The 15,905-nt window shown below is 74.1% G+C and carries 14 protein-coding genes; 4 read left to right on the forward strand and 10 right to left on the reverse strand.

The window, feature by feature from the left end:
* Positions 1-41: 41 nt before the first annotated feature.
* The 3 genes from ACIRST_RS10985 to ACIRST_RS10995 are packed head-to-tail and all read right to left on the reverse strand — an operon-like array spanning position 42 to position 3,648.
* A complete protein-coding gene (locus tag ACIRST_RS10985; RefSeq protein ID WP_402801692.1) occupies positions 42-947 on the reverse strand; it encodes an SDR family oxidoreductase in 906 nt (301 codons plus the stop codon).
* Positions 944-2,017: an alpha/beta fold hydrolase gene (locus ACIRST_RS10990; RefSeq protein WP_402801694.1), complete on the reverse strand. Its 1,074-nt coding sequence runs from the start codon at positions 2,015-2,017 to the stop codon at positions 944-946. The genes ACIRST_RS10985 and ACIRST_RS10990 overlap by 4 nt, the downstream gene beginning before the upstream one ends.
* Entirely contained in the window at positions 2,014-3,648 is a 1,635-nt protein-coding gene (locus ACIRST_RS10995; protein ID WP_402801696.1) for a flavin-containing monooxygenase, read from the reverse strand. Before ACIRST_RS10995 ends, ACIRST_RS10990 begins: the two co-directional genes overlap by 4 nt.
* Positions 3,649-3,822: 174 nt before the next feature.
* On the opposite strand from ACIRST_RS10995, the gene ACIRST_RS11000 reads away from it, so the two are divergent.
* Positions 3,823-4,611: a MerR family transcriptional regulator gene (locus ACIRST_RS11000; protein ID WP_402801698.1), complete on the forward strand. Its 789-nt coding sequence runs from the start codon at positions 3,823-3,825 to the stop codon at positions 4,609-4,611.
* A 241-nt stretch (positions 4,612-4,852) separates the two neighbouring features.
* Positions 4,853-5,830 carry an ABC transporter substrate-binding protein gene (locus ACIRST_RS11005; protein ID WP_402801700.1) on the forward strand — a complete coding sequence of 326 codons (978 nt, stop codon included), beginning with the start codon at positions 4,853-4,855 and terminating at the stop codon, positions 5,828-5,830.
* Positions 5,831-6,005: 175 nt separating this feature from the next.
* Here the strand turns inward: ACIRST_RS11005 and ACIRST_RS11010 are convergent, their stop codons facing one another.
* The gene (locus ACIRST_RS11010) at positions 6,006-6,677 is read right to left on the reverse strand and encodes an NAD(P)-binding domain-containing protein (protein ID WP_402801702.1); all 672 of its coding nucleotides are present in this window, start codon (positions 6,675-6,677) and stop codon (positions 6,006-6,008) included.
* Between the two features lie 114 nt (positions 6,678-6,791).
* On the opposite strand from ACIRST_RS11010, the gene ACIRST_RS11015 reads away from it, so the two are divergent.
* On the forward strand, positions 6,792-7,265 hold the full coding sequence (locus tag ACIRST_RS11015) for a winged helix-turn-helix transcriptional regulator (RefSeq protein WP_402801704.1): 474 nt from the start codon (positions 6,792-6,794) through the stop codon (positions 7,263-7,265).
* A 172-nt stretch (positions 7,266-7,437) separates the two neighbouring features.
* Here the strand turns inward: ACIRST_RS11015 and ACIRST_RS11020 are convergent, their stop codons facing one another.
* The 4 genes from ACIRST_RS11020 to ACIRST_RS11035 form a co-directional block, all read right to left on the reverse strand.
* Positions 7,438-9,075, reverse strand: a complete 1,638-nt coding sequence (locus ACIRST_RS11020) for a M4 family metallopeptidase (protein WP_402801706.1) — start codon at positions 9,073-9,075, stop codon at positions 7,438-7,440.
* A 501-nt stretch (positions 9,076-9,576) separates the two neighbouring features.
* Positions 9,577-11,712, reverse strand: a complete 2,136-nt coding sequence (locus tag ACIRST_RS11025; RefSeq protein WP_402801708.1) for a protein kinase — start codon at positions 11,710-11,712, stop codon at positions 9,577-9,579.
* Between the two features lie 124 nt (positions 11,713-11,836).
* On the reverse strand, positions 11,837-12,727 hold the full coding sequence (locus ACIRST_RS11030; RefSeq protein WP_402801710.1) for an alpha/beta fold hydrolase: 891 nt from the start codon (positions 12,725-12,727) through the stop codon (positions 11,837-11,839).
* Between the two features lie 348 nt (positions 12,728-13,075).
* Positions 13,076-13,834, reverse strand: a complete 759-nt coding sequence (locus ACIRST_RS11035; protein ID WP_402801712.1) for a dienelactone hydrolase family protein — start codon at positions 13,832-13,834, stop codon at positions 13,076-13,078.
* Between the two features lie 107 nt (positions 13,835-13,941).
* On the opposite strand from ACIRST_RS11035, the gene ACIRST_RS11040 reads away from it, so the two are divergent.
* Complete coding sequence (locus tag ACIRST_RS11040) at positions 13,942-14,373, forward strand: DUF6191 domain-containing protein (protein ID WP_402801715.1); 432 nt, start codon at positions 13,942-13,944, stop codon at positions 14,371-14,373.
* Here ACIRST_RS11040 and ACIRST_RS11045 read toward each other — a convergent pair.
* Both ACIRST_RS11045 and ACIRST_RS11050 read right to left on the reverse strand, forming a co-directional pair.
* On the reverse strand, positions 14,334-14,735 hold the full coding sequence (locus ACIRST_RS11045; protein ID WP_396547825.1) for a VOC family protein: 402 nt from the start codon (positions 14,733-14,735) through the stop codon (positions 14,334-14,336). The genes ACIRST_RS11040 and ACIRST_RS11045 overlap by 40 nt on opposite strands.
* Positions 14,736-14,907: 172 nt before the next feature.
* Positions 14,908-15,804 carry a (2Fe-2S)-binding protein gene (locus ACIRST_RS11050; protein ID WP_402801718.1) on the reverse strand — a complete coding sequence of 299 codons (897 nt, stop codon included), beginning with the start codon at positions 15,802-15,804 and terminating at the stop codon, positions 14,908-14,910.
* Positions 15,805-15,905 lie beyond the last annotated feature (101 nt).

Below are 15,905 nucleotides of genomic sequence, written 5' to 3' on the forward strand. Positions count from 1 at the left end.
CTGTTACCCGCTACCCGTTATGAGCCGTCGGCTGCCGGCAGTCAGCTTCCCGAGCCGTTGTGGCTCCCCCGGGCCGCGGTGTCCGCCGCGCCCCCGGCGCCGACGGCGCGCAGGCGGCTGGCGGCGGTGGCGGCGAGCTGGGGGGCGAGCCGGGCGACGTCCCGGGAGCCCACCACCGCGATCAGGCTCGGCAGCAGCCAGCGGACCGGCTGCATCCCGCGGAGCCATGCCTGGGCGTAGACGTGGGCGGACCGGCGCGCGATCCCGGCGACGATCCGGTCCACCGCGGGCTCCAGCGGGTACGTCTTGTTCGCCGGCCACGGCAGCCGCGACCGCATCTGCTTCAGCACGGTGTCCTCGTCGGCCCCCCGCACCATGTCGGTGTCGGTCCAGCTCAGGTACCCGACGCCGACCTTCACCCCCTGGTAGGCGACCTCGCCGCGGAGCGAGTGGGCGAAGGCCTCCACCCCGGACTTGCTGGCGCAGTACGCGCTCATCAGCGGGGCGGGCGTCAGCGCGGCGAGCGAGGCGATCTGCAGCAGGTAGCCGTGGCTCTCGATGAGCGCCGGCAGGAACGCCCGCGCGGTGGCGACGCTGCCGAGCAGGTTCACCTCGATGACCCGGCTGAACGCCCGGTGGTCGCTGTCCGTCAGCGGTCCGCCGATGGCGATCCCGGCGTTGGCGACGACGGTGTCGATCCGCCCGTAGTGCTCCTTGATCCGGCGGGCGGTGTCGTCGAGCGCGTCGAGGTCGGTGACGTCCACGTCCCAGCTGGTCGCGTGCGGCCCGCACTGGGCGGCGACGGCCTTGAGCTCCTCCGGCTCCAGCCCCAGCAGGGCGACCTTGGCCCCGCGCCGGGCGAGCTTGCGGGCCAGCGACGCGCCGACCCCCCGGGCGGCCCCGGTCACGACGACGACCTGCGCGGACAACGGCGGGATGGCGTTCATGCGACGGCGGTCCTCTCGTCGGTGGGGTCAACAGCAGGATCAACGGTGGAGTCGGCAGTCGCGACTGCGGCGGCTGCGGCCGGAGCGGGCGCGGTGCCGGCGAGCGCCGCATCGGCCGACGCGGCGGCAGGCCCGGCGGCGGGCGCGGCGGCGGGCGCGCCGACCAGGTGCTCGGCGGCCATCCGATGGATCTCGCCGGCGATCTCTGCCGGGCGTTCCAGCGGCGACATGTGCCCGACTCCGGGCAGCAGCAACAGCCCCTGCGGGTCCTTGAGCCCGGCGATCATCCGGTGCGCGTGCACCGGCGGGGTCAGCCGGTCGTCGGTGCCGACCACCACCGCCGTGGGCGCGGTGAGCCGGGCGAGCCCGGCACGGACGTCCAGGCGGTCGAGCACGGCGGCCCAGTTGGCGCGGACCGCGGTCGGGCAGGCGTGCACGATCCGGGCGGTCGCCTCGACCTGCCCGGCGGGCGAACCCGAGCCCATGGTCGCGTACTTGAGCGCCACCCGGCTGACCGGCGAGACCGGTCCGAGCGGCATCCGGGAGCGCAGCAGCTGCCGGTGCAGGAAGCGGCGCAGGCCCGGGGAACGCACGCCCGGGGGAAGGACGGTGAGTTCGGCCACCAGCTCGCTCGGCCCGGTGGAGATCAGGACGGCGGCGGCGGTGCGCTCGGCGACCTCGGGGCGGCCGCCGGCGGCCATGATGGTCATGCCGCCCATGCTGTGCCCGGCCAGGACGGCCCGCTCCCCCGCCGGAACGGTCCGGGCCAGCACGGCGGACAGGTCCTCGGCGAGCGCCCGGGTCGAGTAGCGGGCCCGGCTCGGCGGGATCTCGCTGTGCCCGTGGCCGCGCTGGTCGTAGGCCACTACCCGGTAGCGGTCGGAGAGTTCGCGGATCACCGGGGCCCAGAAGGCGGTCGAGCAGGTCCAGCCGTGTGCCAGCACCACGGTGGGCGCGCCGGGTTGGCCGTGCACCTCGACGTGCAGCCGGATGCCGTCGGCCGAGCGGACGGTCAACTCCTCTGCAGGCCTCGGGTGTTCGTACTCGGCGGGCAGGACGGCGGCGCTCACGCGGAGACCTCCTGGACGGTGCGGGCGGCGGCCGGCGCCGCGCGCATGATCAGCTCGTACTCGCCGAGGTCCACCTTGCGGGTGGCGCGGCGGAAGGAGGCGGTGGAGCCGGGCCAGAGCACGGTGTTCCTGCCGCTCGGGTCGAGGTACCAGCTGCGGCAGCCGCCGGTGGTCCAGACGGTGCGGTCCATCCGGTGCTGCAGTTCGAGGTTCCACTGCCGCTGGGCGCGTACCGTCGGCTGCATGGCGGCGGCGCCGATCGAGCCGAGCGTCGTCAACGCGTCGATCATGTAGTTCAGTTGGGACTCGATCATGAGGATCATCGAGCTGTTGCCGAGGCCGGTGTTGGGCCCGATGACGAAGAAGAGGTTCGGGAAGCCCCGCACGGTCGAGCCGCGCAGCGCCTCCATGCCGTCCTTCCACTCCTCGGCCAGGCTGGTGCCGTCGACGCCGAACACCCGGGCCCCGATGGGCATGTCGGTGACGTGGAAGCCGGTGCCGAAGACGATGGCGTCCACCTCGTGCTCGCTGCCGTCGGCCGCGACCAGCGTGGAGCCGCGCACCTCGCGCAGGCCGGAGTCGACGACCTCGGTGTTGGCGGCGGCGAGTGCCGGGTAGTAGGTGTTGCTGAGCAGGATGCGCTTGCAGCCGATCCGGTAGTCCGGGGTGAGCTTGGCGCGCAGCGCCGGGTCCGGGACGCTCTGCGCGATGTGCCGCTCGGCGAGCTGCTGGACGATGCGCAGCAGCCCGGGGCGGCGGACGAAGGCGTCGACCTGGAGCTCACGGAGGGCGAACAGGGTGCCGCGGCGGATCTTCGCCGTGAGCGGCAGGCGGCCGTGCAGCCACTTCTCCAGCTGGGTGATCTCGCGGTCGCGGCGCGGCAGGACCCAGGCCGGGGTGCGCTGGAAGACGGTCAGCTTGCCGACCTCGGGCTGGATCGACGGGATGATCTGGGCGGCGGAGGCGCCGGTGCCGACCATGGCGACGCGCTTGCCGGCCAGGTCGAAGTCGTGGTCCCAGCGGGAGGAGTGGAACACCTTGCCGGTGAAGCCGCTCAGCCCGGGCAGGTCGGGGATCTGCGGGTCGGCGAGCGGTCCGGCGGCGGAGACGACGGCGTCGGCGGTCCACTGACCGGCCGAGGTGGTGATCCGCCAGCGGGCCCCGTCGCTCTCCCAACGCGCCTCCAGCACTTCGGCGTTGAACCTCAAGTGGGGTCGGAGCCCGAAGACGGTGGCGACCTTCTCCAGGTAGGCGCGGATGTCCGGCTGACCGGAGAAGCTGCGCGGCCAGTCGGGGTTGGGGGCGAAGGAGAAGGAGTAGAGGTGCGAGGGCACGTCGCAGGCGCAGCCGGGGTAGCTGTTGTCGCGCCAGGTGCCGCCGACGGAGTCCGCGCGCTCCAGCACCACGAAGTCGGTGATCCCGGCGCGGCGCAGCCGGACCGCGGCGCCGAGGCCGCCGAAGCCGGAGCCGATCACCGCCACCCGGACGTGCGGTACGGCCTCCTCCACCGCGTGGGCCCCGGCCTCGGACGACCCCTCGGCCGTACGGGGCGCGCCGGGCGTGCCGGGCGCGCCGTTGACGCCGGACGCACCGGACGTGCCGGAGCGGGGGCGCTTGCTGCTGGATGCCATGCGGCCTCCTCCTGAGGGTGGGGCGGTGATCGTCGCACTCTCCCGGGGCCTGCCCCGGAACCCTTCCAATCGCGCCAGTAATCACTGGCATGGTTGGCAGGGTAGCCCTTGCTGACACCGGATGGAAGAAGCGCGACGGCTCCGGTTCCGGGAGCCTTCCCCGCCGACGGACCTATGCTGATCGCCGTGGACAAGGTCAGAGCTGCTGCGGGCGACAGAAAACGCCAGTACCGGGTGGAGGAACTGGCCGAAGCCGCCGGCATCACCACCCGCACCCTGCGCTTCTACCGTGAGCGCAAACTGCTCCAGGCACCCCGCAAGGAGGGCCGGATCGCCTGGTACGGCGAGGAGCACCTGGCCCGGCTGCGGATGATCGGCGAACTGCTGGAACGCGGCCACACCCTGGGCGGCATCGCCGAACTGATCGGCGCCGGCGAGAGCGGCCGGGACGTCGCGGAGCTGATCGGCCTGGAGGCGGCGATCGTCGCGCCGTGGTCGGACGAGACCCCGGTGCGCCTCGACTGGGAGGAGCTCAAGGCCGCCTTCGGCGACCAGCTCACCGAGGAGAACACCGCCGAGTCCATCGAGCAGGGCTACATCACCGTCGAGGAGGACGGGATCACCCACGTCAGCCGTCGGCTGATGGACGCCACCACCGAGCTGGTGGCGGAGGGGGTGCCGCTCTCGGCGGTGCTGGACGCCAGCCGACGCACCCGGGAGCACGTGGACGCCATCGCCGAGATCTTCATCGAGGTGGTCACCGAGCACCTGCTCAGCGCACTGGCCGCCGACACCCCGCTGCCGCCCGGCGAGGCGGTCCGGCTCACCGAACGCATCCTGCGGGTACGACCGCTGGCCCGCACCGTGGCCGACGCCCAGTTCACCCTCGCGATGGACCGCCGGGTGCACGCCGAGTACGACGAACTCCTGCGCCAGCGACGGGAGAACGGCTCCGAGACGTGACGATCCGCTGCGACTCCGGGCCGTGACGGACCGCTGCGACTCGGGGCTGTGAGAGTCCACCGCGACCCGGGACCGTGAGGAGGCGCCGCGACTCGGGACCGTGGGGGTCCGGCGCCGCCCCGAGGCGCGCCGGCGGCGCTGCACCCCCGGGGCGTGACCGGTCCGTAGCGGTTCGAGGCGTAGGCGGGTGGCCGCGCGGGCAGGGATTCCCGCGCCCAGCCCGCCCGTTGGAGGTGCCGCAATGCCCAGACCCCTCAGCCGCCGCGCCGCGCTCGGCCTCGCCGCCGGGCTCGTCCCGGGCCTGGCGCTCACCGGCTGCGGACCGAACTCCTCGGCCCCGAAGGCCGGTTCGTCCGCCGGCGGCGGCACCCGGACCGTCCGGCACGCGCGCGGCGAGAGCACCGTCCCCGCACGGGCCGAGCGGGTGGTGGCACTGGACACGGACGCCCTGGACTCGGCGGTCACCCTCGGCCTCGCCCCGGTCGGCGCCACCACCGTGAGTGCGGGCGCGCCGTTCCCGAGCTACCTCCCCGGCGGTCGGCTGGCCGGGACGAAGGCCGTCGGCACGATCGGCCAGCCCAGCCTGGAGACGATCGCGGCACTGCGGCCGGACCTCATCCTCAGCAACCAGGTCCGCGACGACAAGCGGTACGACGAACTGTCCAAGATCGCGCCGACCGTCCTCTCCAAGACCACCGGCCCGACCTGGAAGGAGAACGTCCGCCTGCACGCGGAGGCGTTGGGCCGCCAGAGCGAGGCCGCGGCGGCGGACGCGGCCTACCAGGTGAAGCTGCGGGACCTGGTCACCGCGCTGGGCGGGCCGGCCAGGGCCGGGGCCACCCGGGTCGAGATGGCCCGCTTCCTGGCGGGCGCGCCCACCAGGCTCTACCTCAACGACACCTTCGTCGGCTCGCTGTTCAAGGACCTCGGGCTCGGCCGACCCGCCAACCAGGACAAGCCCGGCTTCTCGATGGAGATCAGCCCCGAGCAGGTGGACCAGGCGGCCGCGGACGTCGTCTTCTACTCGGTGTACGGGGACGCGGCCAAGTCCGACCAGGGGAAGATCACCGAGGGTGCGCTGTGGAAGAACCTGGACGCCGTCCGCAACGGGCGGGTGTTCCGGGTGGACGACAACCTGTGGATGCTCGGCATCGGGTACACCGGGGCCGGTCTGATCCTGGACGAGATCCGCAAGGACCTGGCGCCGACGGGTGGGTGAGGGGCGGCAGGCAACGGGTGCCAGGTAACAGCGAACAGCTGACAGCTGACAGCTGACAGCGGACAGCGGACAGATGTTGAAATCTGTCAGCTGTTCGCTGTCAGCCGTCATCCGTCACCAGCCCGCCACCCGCGGACGGCGAGTCCTCCCGGTGCACCGCGGCCGACCGGACTCGCTACCCCTCGTCGTCGTCCGCCGCGCCCGGCGCGAGGGCCGGGGACGGGAAGGCCCGGCGCGCCTCGCCGCCGGACCACCAGACGCCGATCGCGAAGACGGCCGTCGCCTCCAACAGCCCGGCCCGGTCGAGGCCCCCGCAGGGCACGGGCACGCAGTCCATCGAGGCCACCAGATCGGCGACCAGTGCGGCGGCGGCCGGGTCGTCGGCGCAGTACGGGACCCCGAGCGGCGCGCCGCCCTCGAAGGCCGGCCGCGGCAGGGTCCAGATGCTCTCGTGGCAGATCCCGAACACCTTGGCCACCCGGGCCGCCGGAGCCGCGGCGGCGAGCCGCACCGCGACGGAGTCCGCGGCGCCCGTCGTGGTCAGGCGGGGGCCGTCCGCTCCCGGGGCCATCGGCACGGTGCAGTCCAGGAGGGTCCGCCCGACCAGGTCGGCCGCCAGCGGTCCGACCACCGGCACCGCCGCATCGGCCGGCACCGCCACCAGGACAGCCTCGCCGAACCTCGCCGCCCGCGCCAGGTCGCCACCCTCCGACGCGCCCGTCTCGGCGGCCAGCCGGCGAGCCGCCCCCGGGTCGCGCCCGCCCACCACGACCTCGTGCCCGGCTCGCACCCAGGCCCCGCCGAGGGCCGCCGCCATGGCGCCCGTTCCGAGAATGCCGATCCTCATGTCCACTCCTCGCCGTCGTCGCCCGACCGGGGTCGGCGCGAACTGCTGTGCCCGGCACGCTAGGCGGGCCGATGCACACCACCCGGTAGGCATCGGCCCGGGCAGGATGGCCGTATGGACACCACCGGCCGGCGCAGCGAGGACGGCATGAACAGCAACGACGGCAACGACGGCGACCACGGCGAAAGCCGCGGCGACGGCGACGACCTGGGCGGCGCCGTCTTCGCCGCCGACTGCCGTGCCCGGCTGGCCTTCGAGGTGATCGCCAACCGCTGGGACAGCGTGGTCGTCCACGTCCTCGGCGAGCGGGGTCCGATGCGCCCGCGGGCGCTGCTCGACCGGATCGGCGGGGTCAGCCCGAAGGTGCTCAACGAGGCACTGCGGCGACTGGAGTACAACGGCCTGGTGGAGCACCGCCGTTACGCCGAGGCGCCGCCGCGGGTCGACTACGCCCTCACGGTGGCGGGCACGGCCCTGCTCGCCCCGATCCGCGCACTCGGCACCTGGGCCGCCGAACACGGCGACGCCGTCCTCGCCGCCCAGGAGTCGCACGACGCGCGCCGCAGCCGACGCAGCCGAAGCAACTGACGTAGCGTCATATCGCGCGCATGCGACGGGGGCGACGGTGGTCCGCACACCGTCGCCCCCGCCGCCTACGACCCCTCCGGCCGGCACCCACGGCCCGGCAGGGCCTCGCTCGGACGCGTCTCCGGGTCCGGGCTGGCCGGCTCGGACCCGGAGACGGCTCGCTCTCCCCGGCTCAGTTGACGTTGACCGCCGTCCAGGTGGCGGCGATCGCGTTGTACTCCGTGCCGCCCGAGCCGTACAGGTCCGCCGCCGCGCTGAGGGTGGCCGCGCGGGCGCCCGCGTAGTCGGTGGTGGAGGTGAAGTACGTGGTCAGCGCGCGGTACCAGATCTGCGCCGCCTTGTCCCGGCCGATGCCGGCGAGCGTCGAGTTGTCGTACGTCGGGCTGTTGTAGTCGAACCCGTTGATGCTCTTCGCGCCGCTGCCCTCGGCCAGCAGGTAGAAGAAGTGGTTCGCCACCCCGGACGAGAAGTGGACGTCCAGGTTGCCGACGTTGGCGTCCCAGTAGTCGGCGGACTGGCCGTCCTTGCTCGGCTGGTCCATGTAGCGCAGCGGGCTGCCGTTGCCGTTCAGGTTGATCAGTTCGCCGATCCAGTAGTTCGGCGGGTTGGAGGGCAGGTTGGCGGACCACTCGACCATCGTGCCCATGATGTCCGAGGTGGCCTCGTTGAGGCCGCCGGACTCGCCGTCGTAGTTGAGGTTGGCGGTCGCGGCGGTCACGCCGTGGGTCATCTCGTGGCCGGCCACGTCGATCTCGGTGAGCGGGGCGGCGTCGCCGCTGCCGTCGCCGTACGACATGCAGAAGCAGTCGTCGCTCCAGAACGCGTTGACGTAGTTGGAGCCGTAGTGCACCCGGCTGAGGGCGCCGACGCCGTCGTTGCGGATGCCGTTGCGGCCGAAGGCGCTCTTGTAGAAGTCCCAGGTGGTGGCGGCACCGAACTGGGCGTCCACGGCGGCGGATTCGCGGTTGCCGGCGGTGCCGTCACCGAAGCTGTTGCTGGTGTTCGCGAACAGCGAGCCGCTGCCCGAGGTGCCGTTGCTCATGTCGGTGGTGGACTGGCCGCCGCGGGTGTCGTCCTTGAGCTGGTACTGCCCGCCGCTCTGCGCGGTGGTCAGCGGGACCTGGCCGACGAAGACGCCCTTGCCGGTGCCGGCGGCGGTCTGCACCTTCTCGTGGGTGGAGAGCACCTGGCCGCCGGCGGCGTCGGTGACCAGGACCTGGCTGCTCGGGGTGCCGTCGGCGCGCACGCCCTCGACGGTGGTGCGGTAGGCGAGGCGGGGGCTGCCGTCGGTGGCCCAGACGACCAGCTGGGGCGTGCCCGTCTGGTGGACGTCGGCGAGCGGGGACTGGTCGGCGTCGAGGGTCACCCCGACGGTGGCCTTGACCGCGCCGGTGGCCTGCGCGGCGGCCTGGTCGGCCGGGACCGCCGGGGTCACGCTCGGCAGGTCGATCCGGGCGGAGACCGCCTTGGAGACCGACTTCACGGCACCGTCGGCCTTCTGATGGACGACCAGGTCGCCGCCGATCACCGGCAGGCCGGCGTAGGTGCGCTCGAAGCGCAGGTGGCGGGTGCCGTCCTTGTCCAAGACGGCGTCCTTGGCGACCAGTTGCTCCTTGGCGCCCAGGCCGAGCGCCTTGGCGAGCGGGCCGGACTGGCCGCTCGCCACCGCGAGCACGGTGGCGTGCTGCCGGGCGGCCTGGGCCGGCGACGAGTCGACGGGGGCGGCCTGGGCGGCGGTGCTCACCTGGATCACACCGGTCAGGAGGGCGGTGGCCGAGAGTACGGCGACAGCCGCGAGCTTTCGCTTCACGTACGAGTCCTTCCGGGAAACCGCGTCTGGGCGCGGTCGCACCACGTCCCGGGGGCCGGGGTCGGCACCTGTGGGGCGGAACGGGCGCTGACGTGCTGAGATCCCGTGCAGTCGGGCGGCTCGCCACCAAGGGGTGGGGGTGGGGCTGCCGCCGGGGGATGAACAGAAGCATGACAATCCATCAGAAGAAATGACAGGTCCGCTTCAGGAGTTGGCCAGGTCCCGCCATGCGGTGAAGAGTGTGGAGTCGACGGCCGGACCGGGACGATTCACCGCAACCCGTGTGCCGTTCCCGTCCGAACCATGTCCGACCGCCAGCGCCGACGACCGCCCGCCCGCCCGAGCAGTGGCCGGCGGGCGGATCCGGTCGACCGGCAATCGACTTTTACATCTGTGTAGAAGATTCCACACGCCCCTCGGCTCCGGACTGGCGAGGTTCCGCCATTCCCTCGCCCTTGCCCGGATCACCGGGGGCTGCTATCGATCCTCGAACAGTCGCCGCTACTGGAGACGCCACTCCTGCGCGGTGTTGCCGGGGGTGCAGGCCACCATGGTGATCGCGTTGCCCACGCCGTTGTCGGTCATGCAGACCGAGTTCATGTAGTCGGCCAGCGTGTACGAGCCCGGGGTGGAGCCGTTGCGGACGGTCCAGTTGGTGAGGAAGCTGAACCCGTTGCTCAACACGACCCTCCCGTCCGTGGTCTGGACGAGCTGCGGGCCGCCGTTGTTGCAGGCGTTGAACAGGATCCACGAACCGGGGTTGGTCGAGCGCACCCAGCCGTACTGCGCGGCGCCGCCGAGCACGAGCGGGTTGTCGCCGTTCAGGTTGTCGTTGCGCATCCCGATCGGCCGCTCGTGCTTCACGCTGACGATGGTGCTCCAGCTGTTGCCGCCGCAGGACGCAGGGCGGCTCGGGCTCTGCGGCGGCGCCGCGGTGGTGCCGCCGCCCGAGGTCTGGGCCGGCGGCTGCGGGTTCTGATTGGCGGGCGGGGCGGGCGGGTTGCCGCCTGCGGCACCGCCCGGCTGGTTCGCCTGGCCGCCGGCGGCCCCTGACCCCGACCCGGAGCCGGACCCTGCCCCGGACCCGGACCCGCCCGAGGACGCGCCGCCGCCGGCGGACGCACCCGCACCGCCGGTCCGGCTACCGCCCGACGCACCACCGCCACCGGCCTGACCCGGAGCCGGAACGGGGGCCTGCTGCTGGTCGGCGGTACCGGGGGCCGGCTGGTCCGGGTTCGGGGCGGCCGTCGGGGTGTCGGTCGGCGGCGGGGTGGCGGGCGCGGTGCCGGTCGCCGCGGCCGGGGTGCCGGTGACCGGGTTCGCGGGGACGGTGACCACGACGGTGGGCTGGGCGGCGGGCGGCACGGTGGCGTCGGAGCCGCCGGGACTGCGGTCGATCAGCAGGGCGGTGGCGGTGCCCGCCGAGATGATGACGGGGATGATCACGGGCACCAGCAGGGTCCGGCGGGACCTTCGCCGGCCGGGCTCGGTCTGCGCCTCGGGCTGCGGCTGCGGCTGCACCTTCGCGACCTCGGCAGGCACGGGGGTGTCACCGGCGGCGGGAACCACCACGGCCCCGGGCTCGGCCTCGCCCGCCTCGGATCCGCCTGCCGCGGGTCCGCCCGGCCCGGATCCGCCCGCAGCGGGTTCCGTTGACCCGGCCTCAGCCTTCGCCGTCGGACCCGCGCCGGGCCGGAGGGCGATCGTCCGGCTGTCGGCCGACGCAGGCCCCTTCCCGGCCGCACCGCCCGCCGCTCCTGCCGCCCCGACCCCGGCGACCCCGGCGCCCGCGCCGTCCTCGGCACCGTCGCCGCCGAGTGCCGCGCGCACCGCCGCCGCCATCTCGGCGGCGTCCGCGAACCGCTCCTCGGGCTTCTTGGCCAGCGCCCTGGCGACCAGCGCCCGGACCGCCGCCGGGAAGGCCTCCGGCAGCTCCGGCACCGGTTGGTTGACGTGCTTGAGCGCGATCTGCAGCGGCCCGTCCCCGGAGTACGGCGGCGCGCCGACCAGCAGTTCGTAGCAGACCACGCCGATCGAGTAGAGGTCGGTGGCCGGCCCCAGGGACGATCCCTCGGCCTGCTCCGGGGACATGTAGAGCGCGGTGCCGATGATCGCGAACGGGGCGGTGAGCTTGGTGCTGGCGATCGCCCGGGCGATGCCGAAGTCGGTGATGGCGACCCGGCCGTCGGTGCGCAGCATGAGGTTGGACGGCTTGATGTCCCGGTGCACGATGTCCCGCTGGTGCGCGGCGTGCAGCGCGTCCAGGGCGCCGGCCACCAGGTCGAGCGCGCGCTCGACGGTCATCGGGCCGGTGTCCGCCAGCACCCGGTCCAGCGGGCGGCCGTCGATCAGCTCCATGACGATGTAGGCGCAGCGTTCGTCACCGTCCGCGCCGCTCTCGCCGTAGTCGTGGACGTCGACGACGCCCGGGTGGTCGATCGCGGCGACCAGCTGGGCCTCCCGGCGGAAGCGCTGGGTGGCGGTGCTGTCCTCGAACAGCTCCGAGCGCAGGATCTTGACCGCCACCCGTCGCGCCAGCACGGTGTCCTCGGCCCGCCAGACCGAGCCCATCGCGCCGCCGCCGATCCGCTCGACCAGCCTGTACCGCCCGCCGAGCACGGTGCCCACCCCGCTCATGCCGCTGTCCCCCCGTGTGTCGTGACCCGCCCCGCCGGGTCGCCGGCACACAGTGTGCCAGAGCGTGTCGTGTCCTCAGCAGAGCGGATGCGGGAAGGAATTGAGCACGGCTGTCGCCCGTCCGTCAGGCCTTCCGGATGTACCGGGCGTGATCGGACACCTCCAGGACGGCGGCGATGACCGCCCTGGGCCGGTCGGCGTGGACGGCGTGGCCGGACTCGCGCACCACGATGTGCGTTCCCCTGGTGGCGCGGGACGCGATCTGCGACTGCACGGCGGTCCACCGGGCGCGCATCCTCCCCGGCAGCCCCGCGGTCGCGCTCAACACGGCCACCGGCACCTCGGGCAGTCGCGCGGTGGCACGGCGCCGCCGGATCTCCGGGACGACGACGGTGGTCAGCCGGTTCTCGGCGAGGACGGTCCACCGCTGGTGGTGGTGCGCGACCACGGCCGCCTCGGCCCGGGCGAGCGGATCCGCCGGTCCGTGCGACGAGTTCACCGGTGCCGCACCCGCCAGTGCCGCACGGAGCATCCCCAGCCGGTTCAGCGCGGTTTCGGCGACGCGGACGGCCGGCGGCTGGAACTCCTCGTGCGCCGGATCCACCAGCACCAGCCCGGACACCAGCTCCGGCTGCTGCCAGGACAGGAGTTGGGCCAGTTGGCCGCCCCAGCTGTGGCCGACCAGGACCACTGGACCGGCGTCCAGGTGTCGCACCAGCGCTGCGAGGTCCGCAAGTTGACCGTCCAGCGTCGGTGTCACGACCCCGGCCCGGCCGGTGCTGCGGCAGGGGTCGCTGGCGCCGATCCCGGCCCGGTCGTACGCCACCACCCGCCCGTGCCGGGCGAGTTCGGGCAGGACGGGCGCCCAGGTGAGCGACGAGGTGCCGCAGCCCGCGATCAGGACCACCGGGACACCGGCCCCCTGCCCGGCCTCCACCCAGCGCAACGCCCGTCCGTCGCGGTCGAGTTCGCCGGGCCGCACCCCGCCGGGCGTGCATGCGGCGAATGCCCGCACGATGGCTTCCTGGACGCCGCGCAGGCCCGTCCCCCCGGCTCGCGCCCCCCGCTTGCCTTGCATGCTGTGCACGTACGGCCCCCCTGGATCCGTCACTCGGCCCCGTTCCCCCCGATGCCCGCGTTCGCTCCCCCGACACCCCGGGCGACCCGGCCCGACTTATCGTCAGGTACCCGACGTTGTCCGGCCGGTGACTCCGGTGTCCGAACTCCGTCCGTCCGGACCATGAACCGCAAACCAACAGATCGGGCGCGGACCGCGCCGCCGAACCACGCCCGCAGGCGGGGGCGGACCGGCCAGGCAGCCGGGCGGGGGCGGCCCGGAGGCCGGATGGCCGGTGGCCCGGCCTCAGGCCGGCAGGACGCGCTTCAGCAGGCCGAGCAGCGCCTCCCAGTGCCGCTCGTCGGCGACCGCGTCGTAGCGGGTGGTGTCGGCCTGGGTGTAGCCGTGCGGGGCGCCGGTGTAGACCTCGGCCCGGTAGCGGACACCGGCGGCGGTGAGGGCCTCGGCGAGTCGGTCGATCTGCTCCGGCGGCAGTGCCTCGTCCTGGTCCGCGTGGCCGAAGTACAGCTCGGCGGTGATCCGTTCGGCGCCCAGGTGCGGGCTGTCGGGGCGCTCGGTGGCGAGGTTGCCGCCGTGGAAGCCGGCCGCGAGGGCGATCCGGTCGGGGTGGCCGGCGGCGGTGCGCAGGGCGAGGAGGGCGCCTCGGCAGTAGCCGGTGAGGCCGACCGGGCCGTCCTGGACCAGCGGCGACTCGGCGAGCCAGCGTAGGTAGGCGTCCGCGTCGCGCTCGGTCACGTCGGGGGTGAGGGTGGCGAGCAACGGGCCGAGCCGGTCGAAGACCGGGTCGTCGCTCTCCACGTCGATGAGTTCCGGCAGTTCGACGACCGGGGCGCGGCCGTTCCGGTAGTAGGCGTTGGGGACGAGCACGGTGTACCCGGCCGCGGCGAGGCGGTCGGCCATGCGCTTCAGGTGCGGCCGGAGCCCGAAGGCGTCCATGTAGAGGATGACGCCCGGGTGGGCCCGGCCGTCATCGGGGTGGGCGAGGTAGGCGTCGGCGGTGCCGTCCGCCGTCCGGATGTCCACGAGGGTTCCGCGCACGGTCATGGTGAGGGCGCTCCTTCCGTTGGTGTGGCAGCGTATCCGGCGGGCGCGGCCCCGGCCCGAACGGGCGTCCGGGGAACGCCCCCACCCCGGTCCGGCGTTGAGCGGGCATGGGGCTGATCGTGGGTGTGGTGGCGACGGTGGCGGCGTTACTGGGGCTGGCCGCACTGGCGGTGTGGCAGATCCGGGACGAGGCGTCGCCGCGCCCGCGGCAGCGCGGGCCCGGGGTCGCGGGGTTGGGCGCCGGCGGGCTGGACGAGTTGCACGCGCTGTTCAGCCCGGGGAAGCGGATCCAGGTCGAGCAGAAGAAGGAGCGGCTCGCTCTGCGGGACGACGCGCAGGCCGGATCGCCGCCGCACTTCGGCGTGGACCTGGACCGGGGCGTGGCGGTGCTGCGCGGCGGGGCCGGAGAGGCCCTGCTCGGCCCCGTACCGCGCGGCGGGGCCGGGGAGTCCGCCCCCGGCCAGGCGCCGCGCGACGGGAGCGGAACGGGCCCGGCCGGTCAGGCCCCCCAGGTGCGGGAGCAGAGCACCAGCCGGTAGCCGTCCGGGTCGGCCACCGTCACTCCGAACTCCTCCCAGTACGGGTTGTGGGCCTCGACCCGGGTGCCGCCGGCCGCCTCCAGCCGGGCGACCAAGGCCTCGTCCACCGGCGCGCCGAGGTAGACGACGAACAGGTCGTCCACCGTCGGGGTGGGCTCCAGCGGCCGCTCCGGGTCGTGGGTCAGCTCGAAGTGCCAGGCGCCACCGGGCGGGCCGACCATCAGCAGGTCGTGCTCGCCGGAGACCCGCTCGGTGGTGCGCCACAGCACGTCGAGCCCGAGGCCGCCGACGTAGAAGCGTTCGGCTGCCGCGAGGTCGCGCGAGGGGCGGGCGATCCGGACCCGCACGGTGGAATCGATCATGCGGGTGACCATAGCCGACAGCACTGACAACGAAGCACGTTTCCCCGCACCGCTGTGGACGGTCCGTCAGCGTTCCGGCGGCCCGGCTCGCGGCCGTTCGCGGTCGGGGTCGCTGCCGTTCGCGGCCGGGGTCGCTGCCGTTCGCGGTCGGGGTCGCTGCGGCCGTTCGCGGTCAGAGCCGCCGCAGCCGCTCCTCGTCGGAGGTGCGCGGGCAGGTCAGGCAGGCGACGGCCTCGGGCCCGACCGCGTAGTAGAGGCAGCAGCCGAGCCGGGTGCGGGTGTGGTGGGTGCGCCCGTCGGGGGTGTGCAGGTGGCGGAAGTCGGCGGCGCCCGGCAGCGGCTGGGTGCCGCCGGGCAGGACGGCCCCGGCGGCGGTGACGGCGGCGTCCTCGTCGCCGAGTATCCGGCCCAGGTACCAGACGGCGGAGGCGAGGTCGTCCGTCACCATGCCCCAGAGCGCCCGGTCGTGACGCCGGGTGGGCCCGGCGAAGGCCGCGAGCAGCGGCTCGACGTGCGCGACCACGGCGGCCCGCAGTTCGGCGCGGAGCTCGTCGTCACCGGGGAGGGTGACGTGGCCGCGCGGGCGCAGCGCGAGCGCACCGGTGGGAGCGTGCAGCCAGAGGTCGGCGGGGTCGACGACCGGCACCCTCCGGGCGAGGTGCCAGGGGCCGGCGACGATCAGGCAGACCGACCAGACGTAGTGGTGCAGCAGCCGGGAAGCGGTCACGTGCGGCCGCGGGGCGCGGCCGTGCTCGGCCGCGATGCGGGACTCCTCGCCGGCCAGGACGGCGGCCAGCGCCCGTTCGTCGGTGGCGATCCGGGCTCCGGAGTACCAGCCGTCGGCGGCGCGCGGAGCCGGTTCGACGGAGTCGAGCAGCCGCAGGTCCAGCACCGGACACAGCTCCAGCAGCCGCCGGTAGTCACCGACGAGCGCGGCGGACGCGGTGGACCCACCAGCCGCGACGGGCGCGGCAGATGCAGTGGACGCGGTGGACCCGCCGGACAGGACGGACGCGCCGGACGGCAGGGCGCCGCGAGGCGCGACGGGCAGGGGTGTTCCGGGAACCATCGGCACTCCCGAGATCGATTCCGTATGATCGATTAAGGTGAGGCTCACCTTACAATGCCTCATGCCGCCCGGCGACCAGGGGCGATCGCGGGCCGGTCGAC

The organism is Kitasatospora sp. NPDC101447, assembly GCF_044767225.1.
GTDB lineage: Bacteria > Actinomycetota > Actinomycetes > Streptomycetales > Streptomycetaceae > Kitasatospora.

What these genes read in the sequence shown, in the direction of transcription:
- ACIRST_RS10985 (WP_402801692.1), bottom strand. Translation starts at nt 947, where the DNA reads ATGAACGCCATCCCGCCGTTGTCCGCGCAGGTCGTCGTCGTGACCGGG.
- ACIRST_RS10995 (WP_402801696.1), bottom strand. Translation starts at nt 3,648, where the DNA reads ATGGCATCCAGCAGCAAGCGCCCCCGCTCCGGCACGTCCGGTGCGTCC.
- ACIRST_RS11000 (WP_402801698.1), top strand. Translation starts at nt 3,823, where the DNA reads ATGCTGATCGCCGTGGACAAGGTCAGAGCTGCTGCGGGCGACAGAAAA.
- ACIRST_RS11005 (WP_402801700.1), top strand. Translation starts at nt 4,853, where the DNA reads ATGCCCAGACCCCTCAGCCGCCGCGCCGCGCTCGGCCTCGCCGCCGGG.
- ACIRST_RS11010 (WP_402801702.1), bottom strand. Translation starts at nt 6,677, where the DNA reads ATGAGGATCGGCATTCTCGGAACGGGCGCCATGGCGGCGGCCCTCGGC.
- ACIRST_RS11015 (WP_402801704.1), top strand. Translation starts at nt 6,792, where the DNA reads ATGGACACCACCGGCCGGCGCAGCGAGGACGGCATGAACAGCAACGAC.
- ACIRST_RS11025 (WP_402801708.1), bottom strand. Translation starts at nt 11,712, where the DNA reads ATGAGCGGGGTGGGCACCGTGCTCGGCGGGCGGTACAGGCTGGTCGAG.
- ACIRST_RS11035 (WP_402801712.1), bottom strand. Translation starts at nt 13,834, where the DNA reads ATGACCGTGCGCGGAACCCTCGTGGACATCCGGACGGCGGACGGCACC.
- ACIRST_RS11040 (WP_402801715.1), top strand. Translation starts at nt 13,942, where the DNA reads ATGGGGCTGATCGTGGGTGTGGTGGCGACGGTGGCGGCGTTACTGGGG.
- ACIRST_RS11045 (WP_396547825.1), bottom strand. Translation starts at nt 14,735, where the DNA reads ATGATCGATTCCACCGTGCGGGTCCGGATCGCCCGCCCCTCGCGCGAC.
- ACIRST_RS11050 (WP_402801718.1), bottom strand. Translation starts at nt 15,804, where the DNA reads ATGGTTCCCGGAACACCCCTGCCCGTCGCGCCTCGCGGCGCCCTGCCG.